Here is a 16,834-nt window from a genome sequence, read left to right on the forward strand (position 1 = left end):
GCGTGAACTCCCTGATCCTGCGCGTCGGGGCGCACATCGAGTTCGCCTCCCTCCTGGTCATGCTGGCCAATCTGGCGACGGTGCACCATGACGCGGTGTCGTCGCTGATGGGGCCGGTGCACGGCTGCGCCTACCTCTTCGTGGCCGTCGGGGTGTGGGCCTACGGCGGGGCCTCCCCCGCGGCCCGGCTCCTCGCCCTCGTCCCCGGCATCGGCGGCCTGCTGGCCGTGCGCCGCATCGGGTCTCCCGGCACCGCCTCCTCCGCCTCTGAAGGAGACTGATGGACGTCCTGCCTTACGTCATGCCCATCGCCATCGGCGTCCTCTATGCGTCGGCGATGTCGCTCATCCCCGAGCCGCACCGGAGGCCGTTCAACGCCGTGATGGTCGCCGGGGCCGGTGCCGCCTATCTGAGCGGCGGCGGCTTAGGGGTCGGCGAGATGGCCTTCGCCGCCGTCGTGGCGGTCGTCGCCTACAAGGGCCTGAACTCGTGGACGTTCATCGGAATCGCCTGGCTCCTGCACACCGTGTGGGACATCGTCCACCACTTGCGCGGCGAGCCGATCCTCCCCTTCTTCCACGACTCGTCGCTCGGATGCGCCATCTGTGACCCGGTGATCGCCTTGTGGTGCTTCGCCGGCGGCCGGACCCCGCGCGAGCTGCTGCAGAGCCTGAAGCGATCGCGCCCGGTCGAGAAGTCGGAGCATCCTCCGGTCCGGGACGGTCAGGACGGGCGGGAGGGCTGGTCGCCCTCGCCGCCCTCCTGGTCGCCCCAGAGGACGCGCTCGCTCCCCCGGCCCTGGATGAACGCGACGGCGTCCATGCCGTCGATCCCGTCGATCGGGATGTAGCGCGGGTCCCTCAGGTCCTTCCTGGAGTGGAGGGGCCTTTCTTCCGAGCGCACGTCGCGCAGCGCGCCCGCCGGGAAGAGCGCCCCTTCCCGCGCGCGCGACGTCCCCGGGGCGAGTGCCTGTGAAAGCACCCCTTGCAGGCTGCCCGAGTCGCCCACTGCGGCGTCGGTCCCCTCCGCCTCGGCCATGTCGGAGGCGATGACGACGTACCGGTCCTTGAGCTCAGGGGCGATCAGGGCGCCCGCGCACCACCACTTCACTGCCGTACCGGCCATGTCCATCACGGTCCGCCGCTTCCACACGTGGGCATTGTGCGCGAACACCAGGGTCGGCCCGCGCTCCGCCTCCGCTGCGACGACGGCCTTCAGGTTCGCGGCCATCATCGCGTCCCGCAGGCCGCCCAACGCCGCGAGCCGCTCCGGCATCGACGCCGTCCACGCCATCGCCGAGTGATAGCGGAGCAGCCCCAGGGCGGTCCGGATGAGCATGTGCGCGTCTTGGTAGGCGGCGTCGGATGACTCCTCTCGAAGCGCTGGGGCCTCGGCCTCCATCAGGGCGAGAAGGTCGTCGGCGATGGGGCGCAAAGCGCGCGCTGCTTCGGTATCCCCCACCGACTGAGCGGGGTCCATCATCGCCGCGTCGGAGGCCCAGACACCGTCGAACCCGAGGAGCTCGTCGATCCGCTCCTTCGAGTGCCTGACACGTGTCTGCCCCAGATGCTCGAGCAGGTACCCGTGGGCACCCCTCAGTGCAGCGCTCGGGCTGGGAGCGGCCATCATCTCCATGGGCCCGTCGAAGCCGTAGAACCTGACCCGGTCGCCCGGCTCACGGTCCGCGTTGAACTCCCTCAGCCAGGACACCAGGGCGCGGTTGGAGGGCAGCGCACCGAACTCGTGGCTGAAGCCGCGCGCCATGACCCCGTCCAGGTCGCCTTGGCCATCAGTGACGTAGGCGTCCACGGTGGGCCCCGCCAGGCAGTCGCTCTCGATCGCGACCGACCGGAAGCCCCGATGGCGCACCAGGTACTCGATGATCCGGTTGCGCAGCAGCGGGAACGCTTCGATCCCATGGGTGGGCTCACCGACCCCGAGCAGGGCCGGAGTGCGGTCCAGCGTGTCGAGGTAGCGGGCGATGGCCTCCCCGGCCCGGTCCCCGCCGTCCCCGAAATCGAACCTCTCCATCACGAGACCGCCTCTCCCACGCAGGTGTGTTCCGCACACGAGTCCGCCGTCCGCGCCCTCTGTGCAGCCTGAACACCTTCGACCGTATCCTTGAACGATCGGTTGAGACTTAGACCCGACAGTCCCTGTGAACCGCGCGAAAACCTTCAACCGGAGGACCATGCCACCCCGCCGCGCCGCACTCCGCCCGGCCGACCTCGCCGGCGAGCACGGGCTGTCCGCCCAGGCCGTGCGCAACTACGAGGAGCAGGGCATCCTGCCGCCCGCCGAGCGCGGCGCGAACGGGTACCGGCGGTACGGCGCCGCGCACGCCCAGGCCCTCCGGGCCTTCCTCGCCCTGCGGCAGGGCTTCGGCCACCGGACGGCGACCGAGGTGCTGAACGCGGCCAACCGCGGCGAGGAAGAGACGATGTTCCGGATCATCGACCGGGCGCACGCGGCGCTCCTGCGCGAAAGGGAGACCCTGGACGAGGTGGCGGACGCGCTTGAGGCGCTGCTCTCCTCCCCGCCCGAGCCGTCGCACCCTGTGGGCCGGGAAGGCGCCGCCCTCGCCACCGGTGAGCCGCTGACCGTCGGGGCGCTGGCCCACCGGCTCGGCCTTCATCCGGCGACGCTGCGCAAGTGGGAACGCGTGGGACTGCTGCGCCCCGAACGCGACCGGGCGACCGGGTACAGGGTGTACTCCCCCGAGGCGGCCCGCGACGCCCACGCGGCGCGGGAGCTGCGCCGGGGAGGATTCCCGCTGGCGAGGATCCGGGACTTCCTGGACCGCCTGCGCGGCGCGGGCGACCCGTCGGCCCTGGAGGCGACCCTCGACGAGTGGAGGACGAGGATCACCGCCCGCAGCAGGGCAATGCTCGCAGGAGCCCGCGAACTGGACGCCTACCTAGCCACACCACCCGCCCCAGGGCCCCTCCCCGAGGGGATCACTGCGACGCCGGGGCACGCCCCCGATCAATGAACACATCCCGGCAGCCTCTCTCCCACCGGGAGCCACGTGTCGAAGGGGACCCTTCGATACGCTCCGCGTGAGCCGACGCCCCTAAAGGCCTCCAGGGAGGGAACCGTCGATGAAGGGCCCGTTGACCACGGACGGCGCTCCAGTGGCCGGCTTACCTGAGAAGACGCCGGAGGCCCTGAGGAACGCTGTCATCCGCCTCGCGCCGGACGCCCTCGCGACGTTCGATTCGCATTGGGCTGAGACGGCCGACAAGATGCGCGACGAGCGGAGCCTCCTCCCCGGCCGACACTTCATCGAGCACTGGTGGACATGGGTGGCCGTCGCCAGGCACCCGGAGCGCCTCGCCCGGATGCGCCGGTGCGAGTACATCGTGGCCCACAGCGAGGACCGGGCGGAGCGCCGTGAGGCCGCCGCCGAGATCTCTCAGATCCTCGCCGCGGCCTCACACCTCCCGCCTCATTCCGGCGCGTAGGTGGACACGATCACGCCGCTGTCCGTCGTCGTGTTGTCCAGCAGGCGCAGGTTCTCCGGGCCTGGGCCCGATTCCGGGAACAGGCGGCGGCCCGACCCCAGCACGACCTGGTGGACGGCCAGCAGCAGCACGTCGACCAGGCGGTGCGGCAGCAGCGCGCGCACCACGTCTCCGCTGCCCATCGTCACCAGGTTGCCCTCCACGCGTTCCTTCAGGGCAGCGACGGACTCAGCGACGTCCCCGGTGACCAGTTCGGAGTTCTCCCACGGCAGCGGCTCGGTCAGCGTCGACGACACGACGTACTTCTGCGCCTCCGTCAGGGCCTTGCTGAACGGGTTGTCTCCCAGCTTGGGCCAGAACCCGGCGAACTGGACGTAGGTCCTGCGCCCGAGGAGGAGCGACCACTCCCCGGACATGTACTCCCCCATGGCCCCCTGGAGCCGCGGGTCCTGCCCGCGCTGGGCGGCCCACCCTCCCAGGTCGAACCCGTCCCGGGGGTCCTCGTCGGCGCTGCCCGGGGACTGCATGACCCCGTCGAGGCTCAAGTGCTCGATCGCGATGACCTTGCCCATGGTGTGGCCCTTCCGCTGCCGCTCGTGACGTCGTACCCCCTACGACCCTTCCGGCGCACAGAACTCATCGCCCGCTCCCATCGGCGGCGCCGGGTCAGCGGTCCACGGTCTCGGCGTAGTCCAGCGGCATCGGGGCCACGCGCAGCAGCAGCGGAAGCGGGTCGGCCAGCCTCACCTTCTGCCGGACCGTGAAGTCGGCGAAGTACTTCAGCGCCGAGTTCCGGCGGCCCGTGACCGCGATCCGCGCCAAGGACCTCTTCCCCGGCCCCTGGACCGTGCAGCCCTCCCACCCCGTTTTGAAGCCGTTGATCCCGAGCGACGCCAGCTTGCGGTGGGAGGCGTCGTGCACGGTGAACCTGCGCTGCAGGGCCGACCTGTCGGTGCGCGTGACGGTGCCGATCAGGTCGCCCGAGGGCGTGCTCACCGACGTCCGGGACTTCGTGCGGGTGCGCTCCTCCTCCAGCACCAGCAGCCTCTCGCCGTCCGGGGAGTCCACGACCAGCGTCCGGGTGTTCATCATGCTGCGCGCGAACGCGCGCACGAGCCGCTTTCCGGCCGATTCGCCGAGGTCCTCGTGGACTCGGGCCAGCACCGTGCCCTTGGTGTCGCGCAGCTCGTAGGCCAAGCCGCCGAACAACTCCTCCGAGTTGTCGACCGAACCGATGACCAGGGGGTTGACGTTCACGAAGGGGATCATGAGGGGCCTCCGGGACGGGGGGCGTCGGAGTGGATCCTGGCGGGAGCATATGTCCGACGCGTCTCGGCCGCCGCCGGTTCCCCCACCGCCCCGCCCCAAGGGCCGCGCCTGCCGGCGTTCCCCGGCCCGGCGGCCCCGGCGCGGAGGAGGCCCCGCCCCCTTCTCCCGGGCGGGGCCTCCTCCCGCTGCTCAGCCCTTCACGGCTCCCGCCGTCAGGCCCTCGGCGATGAAGCGCTGCAGGTACCAGAACACCGCCAGCACCGGGACCGCCAGCAGCAGCGTCCCCGCCGCGAACATGCCGAAGTTGCTGTCCCTCTGGTCGGCGACCATCGCCGCCAGCCCCAGCGCCACCGTCTGGGAGTCCGGGTCGCGCAGGAACACGCTCGCCATGATGAACTCGTTCACCGTGGAGATGAACACCAGCAGCCCCACGATCGCCAGCACCGGTGTCACCAGCGGCACCAGGATGCGGAAGAACATCTGGGCGTGCGTGGCCCCGTCCACCCGGGCGGCCTCGTCGAGTTCGACCGGCAGGGTGTCGAAGAAGCCCTTCATCAGCCACGTGTTGATGCTCAGCGCGCCGCCCATGTAGACGAGCAGCAGCCCCCAGTGGGTGTCGAACCCGACCTCGGGCCGCAGGTCGGTGACGGCCGAGAACATCAGGTAGATCGCCACGATCGCCAGGAACTGCGGGAACATCTGGATGATCAGCAGCCCGTACAGCCCGGCCCGGCGCCCCCGGAAGCGGAAGCGGCTGAACACGTAGGCCGCGAGCGCCGACAGGAACACCGTCGCCGCCGCGTTCGACACCGCCAGCACCAGCGAGTTCAGGTACCACCGGGGGAAGCGGGTCTCCGTCAGCAATTGCGCGAAGTTGCCCGTGCTCACCCCGGTCGGCACCAGCTGCGCCGTGCTGAGCGTGCCCAGCGGGTTCAGGGCCGCCGACACCACGAACAGCACCGGGAAGACCGCGAAGGCGGTCATCGCCAGCAGGAACAGGTGCCGCCACAGGTGGCCGAAGGTGCGGCGGGACGCCCGGCGCCGCACCGGCCGCTGTATCCGCCGCTCCGTCGTCGTCTGCGCCATCAGCGGTTCACCTCTTCCAGCGCCGCGCTCCTGCGCAGACTGAGATAGGAGATCAGGGTGACGATGAGGAAGATGAACACCGAGATCGCCGCGGCGTAGCCGTACTGCGCGCTCTGCCCGCCGAACGCCAGCCGGTACGTGTAGGTGATCAGCAGGTCCGTCGTCCCCGCCATGGGGCTGTCGGACGGGAACGGCCCGCCCTCGGTCGTCAGCCAGATCGCGTTGAAGTTGTTGAAGTTGAACGCGAACGTCGCGATCAGCACCGGCGCCATCGCCACCATCAGCAGGGGCAGGGTGACGTTGCGGAACGCCTGCCAGGCCCCGGCGCCGTCGATGCGCGCCGCCTGGACCAGCTCCCGGGGGATGGCCTGCAGCGCCCCTGTGGCGATGAGGAACATGTACGGGAACCCGAGCCAGATGTTGATGGTCAGCGCCGCCGCGCGCGCGGTGGAGGTGCCGCCCAGCCAGTCCACGTCCGTGCCGAGCATCCGGTTGATGAGCCCGAAGTCGGCGTTGAACATGTCCCGCCACAGCAGCATCATCGCGAACGCGGGCATCGCGTACGGCAGCACCAGCAGCAGCCGGTAGGCGGTCCTGCCGCGCAGCGGCCGGCGGGTGTGCATCGCCAGCGCCACGGACAGGCCGAGCACGAACACTCCGAGCGTGGTCCCGGCCGCGAACACCACGTTCCACCCCAGAATGGAGAAGAACGAGGAGGCGATGCCGGGGTCGGTCACCACGCGCGCGTAGTTGTCCGCGCCGACGCCGACCCGCCACCCCTGGGAGAGCCGTCGGCCGTCCTCGCTGTAGAACGCCCCGCGCTCGTCGTCGGCGGTGTACACCTCGCCGGTGGAGGTGTCGGTGACGCAGTCGCACCCGGCGTCGTAGACGCGCGTCGCCCGGCCCTCGTAGGCGGCCGAAAGCCCGCTGGCGCGGATGCCGGTGCCCTCCTGGGCGGGCACCGCCATCTCCGAGATCTCCTCGCTGCGCTCGCCCGCCTCGGCGGCGGTGAGCAGCGTGTACCCGTCCGCCGCGGTGACCTTTCCGGTGGGTCCGGTGCTCGCGTCCGGCACCGGCTCCAGGCCGTCGGCGTCCCCGGCGAGGACCCGGCCGTCGTCGCCGGTCAGCAGGAAGACCAGCTCGCCGGTGGCGGCGTCGCCGCGCGCCGCGAGGGTGAGCACGTAGTCGCCCGCCCCCTCGTCCTGGGCCACCGACGCCGCTTCGATCTGCGCGATCGCCTGCTCCTTGGTGCCCCGGTGGCCGTCGCCGTAGTTGGTGACCGAGGTGCCGATCGTGTACAGCACCGGCACCACCTGGAAGGCGATCAGCAGCAGGACGCCGGGCAGCAGGTACTTGGCGGGGATGTGCCGCTTGGACAGGTAGATCCAGAAGACCAGGGCGGTGACCGCCGCCACGGCGGCCAGCCCGATCCAGTTCCCGGCCTGGGCCAGCGGGATCGCGGCCCACACCGCGACCCCGACCGACACGGCCAGCAGCGCCGCCTTGACCAGGTGCCCGGCGGTGCCGCCGCGCGGGGCCAGGCGCGCTCCGGGGAGGGGGGCGGGCGCCTTGGGGGCGCCCGCCCCGCCGCTCTGCCTCGCCACCGGGTCAGCCGATCTGCTCGGAGATGGCCTTCTCGGCGGAGGACACGGCGCCGGCCGGGTCCTCGCCGCCGATGACGGCCGCCTGCGCCTTGCCGAACGGGTCCCAGATCGCGCTCATCTCCGGGATGGCGGGCATGGGCTCGGCCTGCTCGGCGGCCTCCATCATCGCCGACAGGTCGGGGTCGTCGGCCTCGGCGGCCTCGAAGACCTCCAGCAGCGCGGGCGGGCGCGGGTCGGCCTCGTACAGCGCGGTGGCCAGCTCGGGCTGGGCCACGTTGTTGACGATGAACTCCTCGGCCAGCACCTTGTTCTCGCCGCCGGAGGCGACGAAGAAGCTCTGCACGCCCAGGAAGGGCCGCGCCTCGTCCATCCCCTCGAACCCGGGGACCGGGGAGATCGCGTAGTCGACGCCCGCGTCCTTGATCCCGGCCAGGGACCAGGGCCCAGTGACGAAGTAGGGGGTCTCGCCGCGCTCGAAGAGGGCGTTGACGTTGTCGGCGTCGATGGAGCGCTTGAGCGCGCCGTCGCCGTCCTCGCCCAGCTCGGCGACCTTCTCCATGGCCTCGACCGAGGCGTCGGTGCCCACGCCCAGGTCGGAGGGGTCGGGGTCGCCCTCGTCGTCGGTGCCGAACAGGTAGCCGCCGGCCGAGCTGTAGAAGGGCTGCAGGTGGAAGGGGTCACCGGTCTGGCTGACCTGGAGGCCGAGGACCTCCTTCACCTCGCCGTCCTCCTTGAGGGCCGTGCCGGTCTCCACCATCTCCTCGACGGTGGCGGGCGCCTCGGGGGCCAGCTCGGTGTTGCGGACCAGCATGAGGGACTCCATGGCGTAGGGGACGCCGTAGAGCTGGCCCTGGTAGGTGACGGCGTCGATGGCGCCCTCGTCGAACCGCTCGGCGGCGTCCCCGGGGAGCTGGACGGGGTCGATGGAGCCGTTCTGCACCAGGTTGCCGATCCAGTCGTGGGCGCCGACGAGGATGTCCGGGCCGGACCCGGCCTCGTGGGCGGTGACGAAGTCGCCCTGGATGTCGTCGACGGGCAGCGACTGCACCTCGACGCGGACGCCGTTGGCCTCCCCGAACTCCTCGGCGAAGGGCTGGAGGACGTCGGTGCGCTCGGGGTCGGCCCAGATGACCAGGCCGCCCGCGGCCTCGCCGGAGGGCTCGTCGGAGCCGGAGCAGGCCGTCGCCGCGAGGGCGAGGGCGGCGGCTCCGGCGAGAGCGCGCGGTGCGGCGGTTCTCGGTCTCATCGGGGGTTCTCCTCGTCTCGGCCGCTTCCGCCTGGCAGCGGCGGTCGGGGGTGGTGGACGGCGGGGGCGCCGTTCGGCGGGGCGGCGGGGCCGTCCCCGCGGGGGCCGGCGGCGCGAGCGGAGCGGGCCCGTCGCGCCGGTCCCCCTACCTTCCGCAAACCTTGCAAGAAATTGCAGGCATTTTCCATCACAATCCGGAAACATCCCTGAAACCCTGCCGAGGTCTTGCGTTCGCTCTTGCAGCGCCGACCACCGCGGCGGCCCTCCCGCGGACCGCCGCCCCTCGGGCACGCCGACGAGGGAGGTGGCGCCCGCCGCCTCCCTCGGAAGGGACCCCCTGCTAGGCCGCGGCCTGCGGCACGAACCAGACCGCGGTGTCCGGCGGGAGCACCACGGCCCCGTCCCGGTGCTCCACGGCGCCGCCCGCCAGCAGCACCTCGCCGACGCCGTCCAGCTCGGCCGGGGCGCTCGACATGTTCACCGCGCAGGCGAAGCGGTCCCCGCGGCGGAACCGCAGCACGCCCCTGGCCGAGCGCTCCCACTCCAGCCCGAGGTCGCCGGGGGACTCGGCCACCAGGCCGCGCCGCAGCCGCAGCGCCTCGGTGTACAGCGCCAGCACCGACCCCGGGTCCGCGTGCTGCGCCTCCCGGCTCAGCCCTGCCCACTCGGGCGGGACCGGGAGCCACGGCTCACTGCCGTCCGGCCCGAAGCCGTACGGGGCGCGGCCGCCCTCCCAGGGCAGCGGCACCCTGCAGCCGTCGCGGCCGCGCTCGGTGCGCCCCGAGCGCTCCCAGGTCGGGTCCTGCAGCGCCTCCTCGGGCAGGTCCGTCACCTCGGGCAGCCCCAGCTCCTCCCCCTGGTAGAGGTAGGCCGAGCCGGGCAGGGCCAGGGTGAGCATCGCGGCCGCCCGCGCGCGCCTGAGCCCGCCCTCGGGCCCGCCGAAGCGCGTGCGGTGGCGCGTCACGTCGTGGTTCGACAGCACCCACGTGGTGGGCGCCCCGACCCTCCCGTTGGCCTCCAGGGTCGCGTCGATGACCCGCGCGACCTCCTGCGCGTCCCACCCCGCCCCCAGGTACTCGAAGTTGAAGGCCTGGTGCAGCTCGTCGGGGCGCACGTAGCGCGCCACCCTCTCGGAGTCCTCCACCCAGGCCTCGGCCACGAGCGCGCGCTCGCCGGGGTAGGAGTCGATGATCCGCCGCCAGTCGCGGTAGATCTCGTGCACGCCGTCCTGGTCGAAGTAGGGCAGCCGGGTGGAGCCGTCCAGCAGGTCCGGCTTGGCGTCGTCGTCGATGTCGGGCAGCGCGGGGTCCTTGACCATCCCGTGCGCGACGTCGATGCGGAACCCGTCCACGCCCCGGTCCAGCCAGAAGCGCAGCACGTCCTCGAACTCGGCGCGCACCTCGGCGTTGGACCAGTCCAGGTCGGGCTGTTCCGGGGCGAAGAGGTGCAGGTACCACTCCTCGGGGGTGCCGTCGGGGCGCTTCAGGCGCGTCCAGGCCGGGCCGCCGAAGATGGACCGCCAGTTGTTCGGCGGCCGCTCCCCGTCGGGGCCCCTGCCGGGGCGGAAGATGTAGCGCGCGCGCTCGGGCGAGCCCGGCCCGGCCTCCACGGCCTCGGCGAACCAGCGGTGCGCCGAGGAGGTGTGGTTGGGGACGACGTCGACGATCACGCGCAGCCCCAGGCCGTGGGCGGCCTCGAGCATGGCGTCGAAGTCCTCCAGCGTGCCGAAGCGCGGGTCGACGTCGCGGTAGTCGGCCACGTCGTAGCCCCCGTCGGCCAGCGGGGAGACGTAGAAGGGGGTGAGCCACACGGCGTCCACCCCGAGCGCGGCCAGCTCGGGCAGGCGCTGCCGGACTCCGCGCAGGTCGCCGTCACCGTCGCCGTCGGAGTCGGCGAAGCTGCGGACGTAGATCTGGTAGATGGAAGCGTCGCGCCACCAGTCGGCGCGGGCTCCGGTGCCCTCCTCCGGCGCACGGAGTGCCTGGGACGCAGGGGACTGCGGCATGCGGGGGTACCTCCACGATCACCCGGGTGTTCCTGAGGCTCTGCAAGAGCTTGCGCAATATTACCCAAATCTTGCGGAGGATTGCCGGGAGTTCTGCATTAGAGTGCTGCCCATGGCTCCACGACTGACCGACATCGCCCGGCACGCGGGCGTCAGTGAGGCGACCGTGTCCCGCGTGCTCAACGACAAGCCGGGGGTGGGGGCCGAGACCCGGCGGGCGGTGCTGACCGCGCTGGACGTGCTGGGGTACGAGCGCCCCGCACGGCTGCGCAAGCGGTCGGCCGGGCTGGTCGGCATGGTCGTGCCCGAGCTGGACAACCCGGTCTTCCCGATGTTCGCCCAAGAGGTGGAGAAGGTCCTCGGCCAGCACGGGTACACGCCCGTGCTGGGCACCCAGACGCCCGGCGGCAACACCGAGGACGAGTATGTGGAGATGCTGCTGGAGCGCAACGTCGCCGGCATCATCTTCGTGTCCGGGCTGCACGCCGACACCACCGCCGACCACGACCGCTACCGGCGCCTGACCAGCCAGGGCCTGCCGATCGTGCTGGTCAACGGGTACGCGCAGGACGTCCCGGCGGCGTTCGTCTCCTGCGACGAGCACGAGGCCGCCCGGCTGGCCGTGGACCACCTGGCCACCCTCGGCCACACCCGCATCGGCTTCGCCAGCGGCCCCGAGCGCTTCGTCCCGGTGCAGCGCCGCAGGGAGGGCTACCGCGCGGCCATGCTGCGGCACGGGCTCGACCCCGAACGGCTCGTGACGCTGGCCCAGTACGGCGTCGAGGGCGGGTACGCGGCGGCCGTGCGCCTGCTGCGCGAAGGGGCGACCGCCCTGGTCTGCGGGTCCGACCTGATGGCGCTGGGAGCGATCCGCGCGGCCCGCCAGCGCGGGCTGTCGGTGCCGCGGGACTTCTCCGCGGTCGGCTTCGACGACTCCCAGCTCATCGCGTTCACCGACCCGCCGCTGACCACGGTGCGCCAGCCGGTCAAGGCCATGGCGCACGCGTCGGTGCGCAGCCTGACCGACGCCATCAACGGGCACCCCGTCTCCCACGACGAGTACCTGTTCGACCCCGAACTGGTCGTGCGGGCCTCGACCGCGGTGCCCCCGAGCACGGAGCCCGCGCGCGCGGAGGCGGCCACCGCAGGCCCCGGCGCGCGCACCTGACCGCCGGGCGCCCCGCCACGCGCCTCCCGGCCCCGAGCCGCGCGGGCCACGCCCCTCGGCAAGCGGACGGCCGCCCGCGCCCAGCGCGCCGGCGGCCGTCGGCCCCCTCCCCCGGTCCGGTGCGGGACCCGGCGGGCGGGGCTACTTCTTCTTCGCGTCCTCCTTGGGCTCCGAGCCGGTGGACAGCGCGGAGATGAACGCCTCCTGGGGGACCTCGACGCGGCCCACCATCTTCATGCGCTTCTTGCCCTCCTTCTGCTTCTCCAGCAGCTTGCGCTTACGGCTGATGTCGCCGCCGTAGCACTTGGAGAGCACGTCCTTGCGGATCGCGCGGATGTTCTCGCGGGCGATCACCCGGGAGCCGATGGCCGCCTGCACCGGAACCTCGTACTGCTGCCGCGGGATCAGCTCGCGCAGCTTCTTGGTCATCTCGGTGCCGTAGGCGTAGGCGTGGTCGCGGTGCACGATCGCCGAGAAGGCGTCGACCGTCTCGCCCTGGAGCAGGATGTCGACCTTGACCAGGTCGGAGGCCTGCTCCCCGGAGGTGTCGTAGTCCAGCGAGGCGTACCCCTTGGTGCGGGACTTGAGCTGGTCGAAGAAGTCGAACACGATCTCGGCCAGGGGCAGGGTGTAGCGCATCTCCACCCGGTCCTCGGACAGGTAGTCCATGCCGAGCAGGTTGCCGCGCCGTCCCTGGCACAGCTCCATGATGGCGCCCACGTAGTCGGACGGCGAGAGCAGCGTCGCCTTGACGACGGGCTCGAAGACCTGGTCGATCTTGCCCTCGGGGAACTCGCTGGGGTTGGTCACCGTGTGCTCGGTGCCGTCCTCCATGACCACCCGGTAGACGACGTTGGGCGCGGTGGAGATGAGCGCCAGGTCGAACTCGCGCTCCAGGCGCGCGCGGGTGATCTCCAGGTGCAGCAGCCCCAGGAAGCCGCAGCGGAAGCCGAAGCCGAGGGCGGCCGAGGTCTCCGGCTCGAACGCCAGCGCGGCGTCGTTGAGCTGGAGCTTCTCCAGGGCGTCGCGCAGCACCGGGTAGTCGGTGCCCTCGATCGGGTAGAGCCCGGAGAACACCATCGGCTTGGCGTCCTGGTAGCCGGGGAGCATCTCGGTCGCGCCCTTGGCGGCCGAGGTGATGGTGTCGCCGACCTTGGACTGGCGGACGTCCTTCACACCGGTGATGATGTAGCCGACCTCGCCCACGCCCAGGCCGTCGACCTTGGTGGGCTCGGGCGAGATGACGCCGACCTCCAGCATCTCGTGGGTGGCGCCGGTCGACATCATCTCGATGCGCTCACGGGTGCTCAGCTCGCCGTCCACGACGCGCACGTAGGTGACCACGCCGCGGTAGGTGTCGTAGACCGAGTCGAAGATCATCGCGCGCGCGGGGGCGTCGGCCACGCCCACCGGGGCGGGGACCTGGCGCACCAGCTCGTTGAGGAGCTCCTCGACGCCCTCGCCGGTCTTGGCGCTGACCTTGAGCACGTCGGAGGGCTCACAGCCGATGATCCCGGCGAGCTCCTCGGCGTACTTCTCCGGCTGGGCGGCCGGCAGGTCGATCTTGTTCAGGACCGGGATGATCGCGAGGTCGTTCTCCAGGGCCATGTACAGGTTGGCCAGGGTCTGCGCCTCGATGCCCTGGGCGGCGTCGACGAGCAGGATGGCGCCCTCGCAGGCGGCCAGCGAGCGGGAGACCTCGTAGCTGAAGTCGACGTGCCCGGGGGTGTCGATCAGGTTCAGCACATAGGTGGCGTCGTCGAGCGCGGTGAAGGGCAGGCGCACCGCCTGCGACTTGATGGTGATGCCGCGCTCGCGCTCGATGTCCATGCGGTCCAGGTACTGGGCGCGCATCTGCCGGTCCTCGACGATGCCGGACAACTGGAGCATGCGGTCGGCCAGCGTCGACTTGCCATGGTCGATGTGCGCGATGATGCAGAAGTTGCGGATCAGCGCGGGATCGGTCCGTTTCGGCTGTGCCACCGTGCTCCGTTCGCCTTCGTCGTCGTGGTCGGTCGTGATGGGCCGCGGCCTCGGGGGTGCGCGCGGGCGCGTGAGCGGGCCTGCTGCGCGGGTACCGCCCTCCATGATCCCATGTCCACCGGCGGTCGGGGCCGCGGCGGGCCTCCGGGCGTCAGGGGCGGGCCGTGTCCCCGGGCGTACGGGTCACAGGCTATGCGACGGCGGGAGAACGGGAGACATTCGGTGAAGTGGCTGCTGAAGCGCGTCGCGGCGGGTGTGGCCGCGCTGCTGGTCGTCGTGGTGGCCGCCGGGGCGCTGCTGGGGATGCGGTTCTCCGGGGACAAGGCCGACTGGGCGGCGGGGGCCGGCGGGGACGCCGCCTGGCTGTCCGGGGAGTGGCTGGCCGGGGAGCGCGGGCAGGACGACCGGGACGCGCTCAAGGCCCGCGTGGAGCGGGCGGGCATCGGCGAGCTGTACGTGCTCGCCGGGACGATCGGTGCGGACGGCACGGTGGAGGGCGCGGGCGGCTCCGAGGAGGCGGCGGCGTTCCTGGCGTGGGCCGATGAGGAGCTGCCCGACGTGCGGGTGCTGGCGTGGCTGCGGCACCGGGCGGACGGGTCGTCCCTGGTCGAGGACCGCTTCGACGAGCAGGGGCGCGAGGAGCTGGCGGCCGCCGCGGGAGGCATGGCCGAGGCCGGGTTCGCGGGCGTGCACCTGGACGTGGCGCCGGTGTCGGTGAACGACCCCTCCTACCCCGCGCTGCTGAAGGCGGTCGGGGAGGAGATGGGGGACGACGCGGTGCTGTCGGTGCAGGCGCTCCCGGTGGAGCTGGTGCCGGGCCTGCGGGTGCCCTACTTCGCGATCGACAGGGGTGAGCGGTACTGGTCCAAGGGGTACCTGCGGCGCGTCGCCGAGCACACGGACGTCGTCGTCATCCCGGGGCACGGTTCGGGGATGCCCGTCGGTTCGATGTACGGGGGGTACATGGTGCGCCAGGTCGAGGAGGCCGCCGAGGCGCTGGACGACGACAGGGCCGAGGACACGGCGGTGCGCTTCGGCATCCCGTCCTATGAGGGCGGGGAGTGGGGGCCCGAGAGCGGGAGCGAGGACGCCGCCACGGCGCTGGAGGCCGTGCGGATCGGCATGACCAAGGCGGGTGCGCCGCGGATGCGCGACAGGGACACCGGGGTCGCCCTGTACCTGCTCGACACGGCCTCGGACGAGGAGTGGGACGCGTACATGTCCGAGTGGGTGGAGCCCTCCGGCTGAGCGGCCGGGAGCCCCGTTCCCGCATGGGGGCCGCTCCGACGGGGGACCGCTCCGGCGTGACGTGTCCCCCGCCCGGCACGGCGGAAGCACTCCCCCTGCGGATGCATAATGGAAGTCCGTGTCTCGGACGTTCCACGTTCGATTGAGCCCTTCGGTCTCATACACCCGGTGCCGGTCCACGCCCGGCCCACCGCGGAACGGCTGCCCGCGGTAGGGGCCGCGCGTCCGGATCCCACCACCCGAAATTTCACTGGAGCACGTTTTCGCATGGCGAACATCAAGTCGCAGAAGAAGCGCATCCGGCAGAACGAGAAGGCTCGTCTGCGCAACCGCGCGGTCAAGTCGTCCCTGAAGACGGCCATCCGCCGGTTCCGCGAGGCCGCCGAGGCCGGGAACGTGGAGCAGGCCGTCGTCCTGCAGCGCGCCGCCGCCCGCCAGCTGGACAAGGCGACCAGCAAGGGCATCATCCACAAGAACCAGGCCGCGAACCGCAAGAGCGCCATCGCCAAGCGCCTGGAGCAGCTCCAGAAGTAGGCAGTACGCCCGGCTCGTACCGGGCGCGGGCGGGCCGTCCCCGGTACGGGGGCGGCCCGCTTCGCCGTGTCTCCGCCCGGACCCGGGACGCGGGGCGGCTCCTGATCTAGCGTGGTCGTCGTGGACGGTGTCGACTACGCCGCGCTCCGGCTGTCCCTCTGGGAGGACCCGGGGCCGCGGAGCGAGGTGACCGCGTGGGTGGAGGGCCGGATCGCCGAGCGCGGCGGGGCCCTGCTGCCGGTGCCCCCGCGGGTGCGGGTACGGCCCTGGTCGACCACGGCGCGGTTCGCCACCTCGCTGGGCACCGTCTGGTTCAAGGCGGGGGCGCCGGGCGCCGACTTCGAGGCGGCGCTGGCCGGGGCGCTGCATGCGTGGGCCCCCGGGCGGGTGCTCACCCCCGTCGCGGTGGACGCCAAGCGCGGGTGGGCGCTGCTGCCCGACGGCGGGCCGCCGCTGGTGGACCTGCTGGGGCGCCCGCGGGACCTGGGGCTGTGGGAGTCGGTCCTGAGGGCCTACGCCCAGCTGCAGCGGGTGCTGGCGCTGAGGGTGCGGGACATGCTCGCGCTGGGCGTGCCCGACCTGCGGCCGCGGCGGCTGGGGACGCTGCTGGACGAGCTGCTGTCCGACCGCGGCGTGTCCGAGCGCCTGGGGCGCGACCGGGAGGGCGTGGAGACGTTCCGCCCGGAGTTCGAGCGGATGCGGGCACGGCTCGCCGCGTCGCCGGTGCCGATGTCCCTGGACCACTCCGACCTGAACATGGGCAACGTGTTCCTGCTGGAGGGCGGCTACCGGTTCATGGACTGGGGGGATGCGTCGGTGGCGCACCCGTTCACCAGCCTGCTGGTGCCCCTGCGGTTCGCCGCCTCCGAGTACGGCGCCGCCCCTGCGGAGCTGGAGCGGCTGCGCGACGCCTACCTGGAGCCGTGGAGCGACCGCGGGTCGATGGCCGAGCTGCGCGAGGAGGCACAGGCGGCGCTGCGGCTGGGCCCGGTGTCGAGGGCGATGGCGTGGGGGCGGGTGTTCCCCGAACTGCGCCCGCAGGTCGAGCGGGCACGCGACGCGAGCATGGCGGCGTGGCTGAGGACCCTGGCGACCGGCGAACTCGGCGTCCCCTTCCGCGACGGCTGAACGGACCGCCCGGGGAGCATGCCCCCCGGAGCCGCGCACGTCCGCCCCCGCGTCGTTGATCTCGGGAAATGCGCCCCTAAAAGCGGCCCGGTAGCGTCG

15 protein-coding genes and 1 pseudogene are annotated in these 16,834 nt (G+C 72.2%); 8 read left to right on the forward strand and 8 right to left on the reverse strand.

Annotation, left to right across the window (positions count from 1 at the left end; translation table 11 throughout):
* The first annotated feature begins 2 nt into the window (after window positions 1–2).
* Complete coding sequence (locus O4J56_RS22545) at window positions 3–281, forward strand: hypothetical protein (protein ID WP_270688455.1); 279 nt, start codon at window positions 3–5, stop codon at window positions 279–281.
* Between the two features lie 20 nt (window positions 282–301).
* Window positions 302–634 (forward strand): annotated as a pseudogene (locus tag O4J56_RS22550) (DUF6010 family protein); the annotation flags it as partial.
* An 89-nt stretch (window positions 635–723) separates the two neighbouring features.
* Here O4J56_RS22550 and O4J56_RS22555 read toward each other — a convergent pair.
* Entirely contained in the window at window positions 724–2,031 is a 1,308-nt protein-coding gene (locus O4J56_RS22555; protein WP_270688456.1) for an erythromycin esterase family protein, read from the reverse strand.
* A gap of 160 nt (window positions 2,032–2,191) precedes the next feature.
* Between O4J56_RS22555 and O4J56_RS22560 the strand changes: the two genes are divergently transcribed.
* Both O4J56_RS22560 and O4J56_RS22565 read left to right on the forward strand, forming a co-directional pair.
* Window positions 2,192–2,992, forward strand: a complete 801-nt coding sequence (locus O4J56_RS22560) for a MerR family transcriptional regulator (RefSeq protein ID WP_270688457.1) — start codon at window positions 2,192–2,194, stop codon at window positions 2,990–2,992.
* A 121-nt stretch (window positions 2,993–3,113) separates the two neighbouring features.
* Window positions 3,114–3,464: a DUF6247 family protein gene (locus O4J56_RS22565; protein WP_270688458.1), complete on the forward strand. Its 351-nt coding sequence runs from the start codon at window positions 3,114–3,116 to the stop codon at window positions 3,462–3,464.
* On the opposite strand, the gene O4J56_RS22570 is transcribed toward O4J56_RS22565, so the two are convergent.
* The 6 genes from O4J56_RS22570 to O4J56_RS22595 all read right to left on the reverse strand — a co-directional run bounded on the left by O4J56_RS22570 (window position 3,449) and on the right by O4J56_RS22595 (window position 10,674).
* Window positions 3,449–4,036: a dihydrofolate reductase family protein gene (locus O4J56_RS22570; protein WP_270688460.1), complete on the reverse strand. Its 588-nt coding sequence runs from the start codon at window positions 4,034–4,036 to the stop codon at window positions 3,449–3,451. The two genes, O4J56_RS22565 and O4J56_RS22570, sit on opposite strands and share 16 nt — an antisense overlap.
* Before the next feature lie 94 nt (window positions 4,037–4,130).
* Window positions 4,131–4,721 (reverse strand): hypothetical protein, encoded by a 591-nt coding sequence (locus tag O4J56_RS22575; RefSeq protein WP_270688462.1) that lies wholly within the window; start codon window positions 4,719–4,721, stop codon window positions 4,131–4,133.
* 201 nt (window positions 4,722–4,922) lie between these two features.
* Window positions 4,923–5,819: a sugar ABC transporter permease gene (locus tag O4J56_RS22580; RefSeq protein WP_270688463.1), complete on the reverse strand. Its 897-nt coding sequence runs from the start codon at window positions 5,817–5,819 to the stop codon at window positions 4,923–4,925.
* Window positions 5,819–7,423, reverse strand: coding sequence for an ABC transporter permease subunit (locus tag O4J56_RS22585; protein ID WP_270688465.1), 1,605 nt, complete (start codon window positions 7,421–7,423; stop codon window positions 5,819–5,821). The genes O4J56_RS22580 and O4J56_RS22585 overlap by 1 nt, the downstream gene beginning before the upstream one ends.
* 4 nt (window positions 7,424–7,427) lie before the next feature.
* Window positions 7,428–8,669, reverse strand: a complete 1,242-nt coding sequence (locus tag O4J56_RS22590) for a sugar ABC transporter substrate-binding protein (RefSeq protein WP_270688468.1) — start codon at window positions 8,667–8,669, stop codon at window positions 7,428–7,430.
* A 340-nt stretch (window positions 8,670–9,009) separates the two neighbouring features.
* Window positions 9,010–10,674, reverse strand: coding sequence for a glycoside hydrolase family 13 protein (locus O4J56_RS22595; RefSeq protein WP_270688470.1), 1,665 nt, complete (start codon window positions 10,672–10,674; stop codon window positions 9,010–9,012).
* Between the two features lie 112 nt (window positions 10,675–10,786).
* On the opposite strand from O4J56_RS22595, the gene O4J56_RS22600 reads away from it, so the two are divergent.
* Window positions 10,787–11,842, forward strand: a complete 1,056-nt coding sequence (locus tag O4J56_RS22600) for a LacI family DNA-binding transcriptional regulator (RefSeq protein WP_270688472.1) — start codon at window positions 10,787–10,789, stop codon at window positions 11,840–11,842.
* A gap of 141 nt (window positions 11,843–11,983) precedes the next feature.
* Here the strand turns inward: O4J56_RS22600 and lepA are convergent, their stop codons facing one another.
* Complete coding sequence (gene lepA / locus O4J56_RS22605; protein ID WP_270688474.1) at window positions 11,984–13,825, reverse strand: translation elongation factor 4; 1,842 nt, start codon at window positions 13,823–13,825, stop codon at window positions 11,984–11,986.
* A gap of 222 nt (window positions 13,826–14,047) precedes the next feature.
* On the opposite strand from lepA, the gene O4J56_RS22610 reads away from it, so the two are divergent.
* From O4J56_RS22610 to O4J56_RS22620, 3 genes are all read left to right on the forward strand, one after another.
* Entirely contained in the window at window positions 14,048–15,073 is a 1,026-nt protein-coding gene (locus O4J56_RS22610) for a hypothetical protein (RefSeq protein WP_270688475.1), read from the forward strand.
* 267 nt (window positions 15,074–15,340) lie between these two features.
* Complete coding sequence (gene rpsT, locus O4J56_RS22615) at window positions 15,341–15,607, forward strand: 30S ribosomal protein S20 (protein WP_270688476.1); 267 nt, start codon at window positions 15,341–15,343, stop codon at window positions 15,605–15,607.
* A gap of 120 nt (window positions 15,608–15,727) precedes the next feature.
* A complete protein-coding gene (locus O4J56_RS22620) occupies window positions 15,728–16,735 on the forward strand; it encodes an aminoglycoside phosphotransferase family protein (RefSeq protein ID WP_270688477.1) in 1,008 nt (335 codons plus the stop codon).
* Window positions 16,736–16,834 lie beyond the last annotated feature (99 nt).

It is taken from the genome of Nocardiopsis endophytica (assembly GCF_027706725.1).
Lineage (GTDB): Bacteria > Actinomycetota > Actinomycetes > Streptosporangiales > Streptosporangiaceae > Nocardiopsis_A > Nocardiopsis_A endophytica.

What these genes read in the sequence shown, in the direction of transcription:
- rpsT (WP_270688476.1), top strand. Translation starts at nt 15,341, where the DNA reads ATGGCGAACATCAAGTCGCAGAAGAAGCGCATCCGGCAGAACGAGAAG.
- O4J56_RS22570 (WP_270688460.1), bottom strand. Translation starts at nt 4,036, where the DNA reads ATGGGCAAGGTCATCGCGATCGAGCACTTGAGCCTCGACGGGGTCATG.
- O4J56_RS22555 (WP_270688456.1), bottom strand. Translation starts at nt 2,031, where the DNA reads ATGGAGAGGTTCGATTTCGGGGACGGCGGGGACCGGGCCGGGGAGGCC.
- O4J56_RS22595 (WP_270688470.1), bottom strand. Translation starts at nt 10,674, where the DNA reads ATGCCGCAGTCCCCTGCGTCCCAGGCACTCCGTGCGCCGGAGGAGGGC.
- O4J56_RS22600 (WP_270688472.1), top strand. Translation starts at nt 10,787, where the DNA reads ATGGCTCCACGACTGACCGACATCGCCCGGCACGCGGGCGTCAGTGAG.
- O4J56_RS22580 (WP_270688463.1), bottom strand. Translation starts at nt 5,819, where the DNA reads ATGGCGCAGACGACGACGGAGCGGCGGATACAGCGGCCGGTGCGGCGC.
- O4J56_RS22590 (WP_270688468.1), bottom strand. Translation starts at nt 8,669, where the DNA reads ATGAGACCGAGAACCGCCGCACCGCGCGCTCTCGCCGGAGCCGCCGCC.
- O4J56_RS22560 (WP_270688457.1), top strand. Translation starts at nt 2,192, where the DNA reads ATGCCACCCCGCCGCGCCGCACTCCGCCCGGCCGACCTCGCCGGCGAG.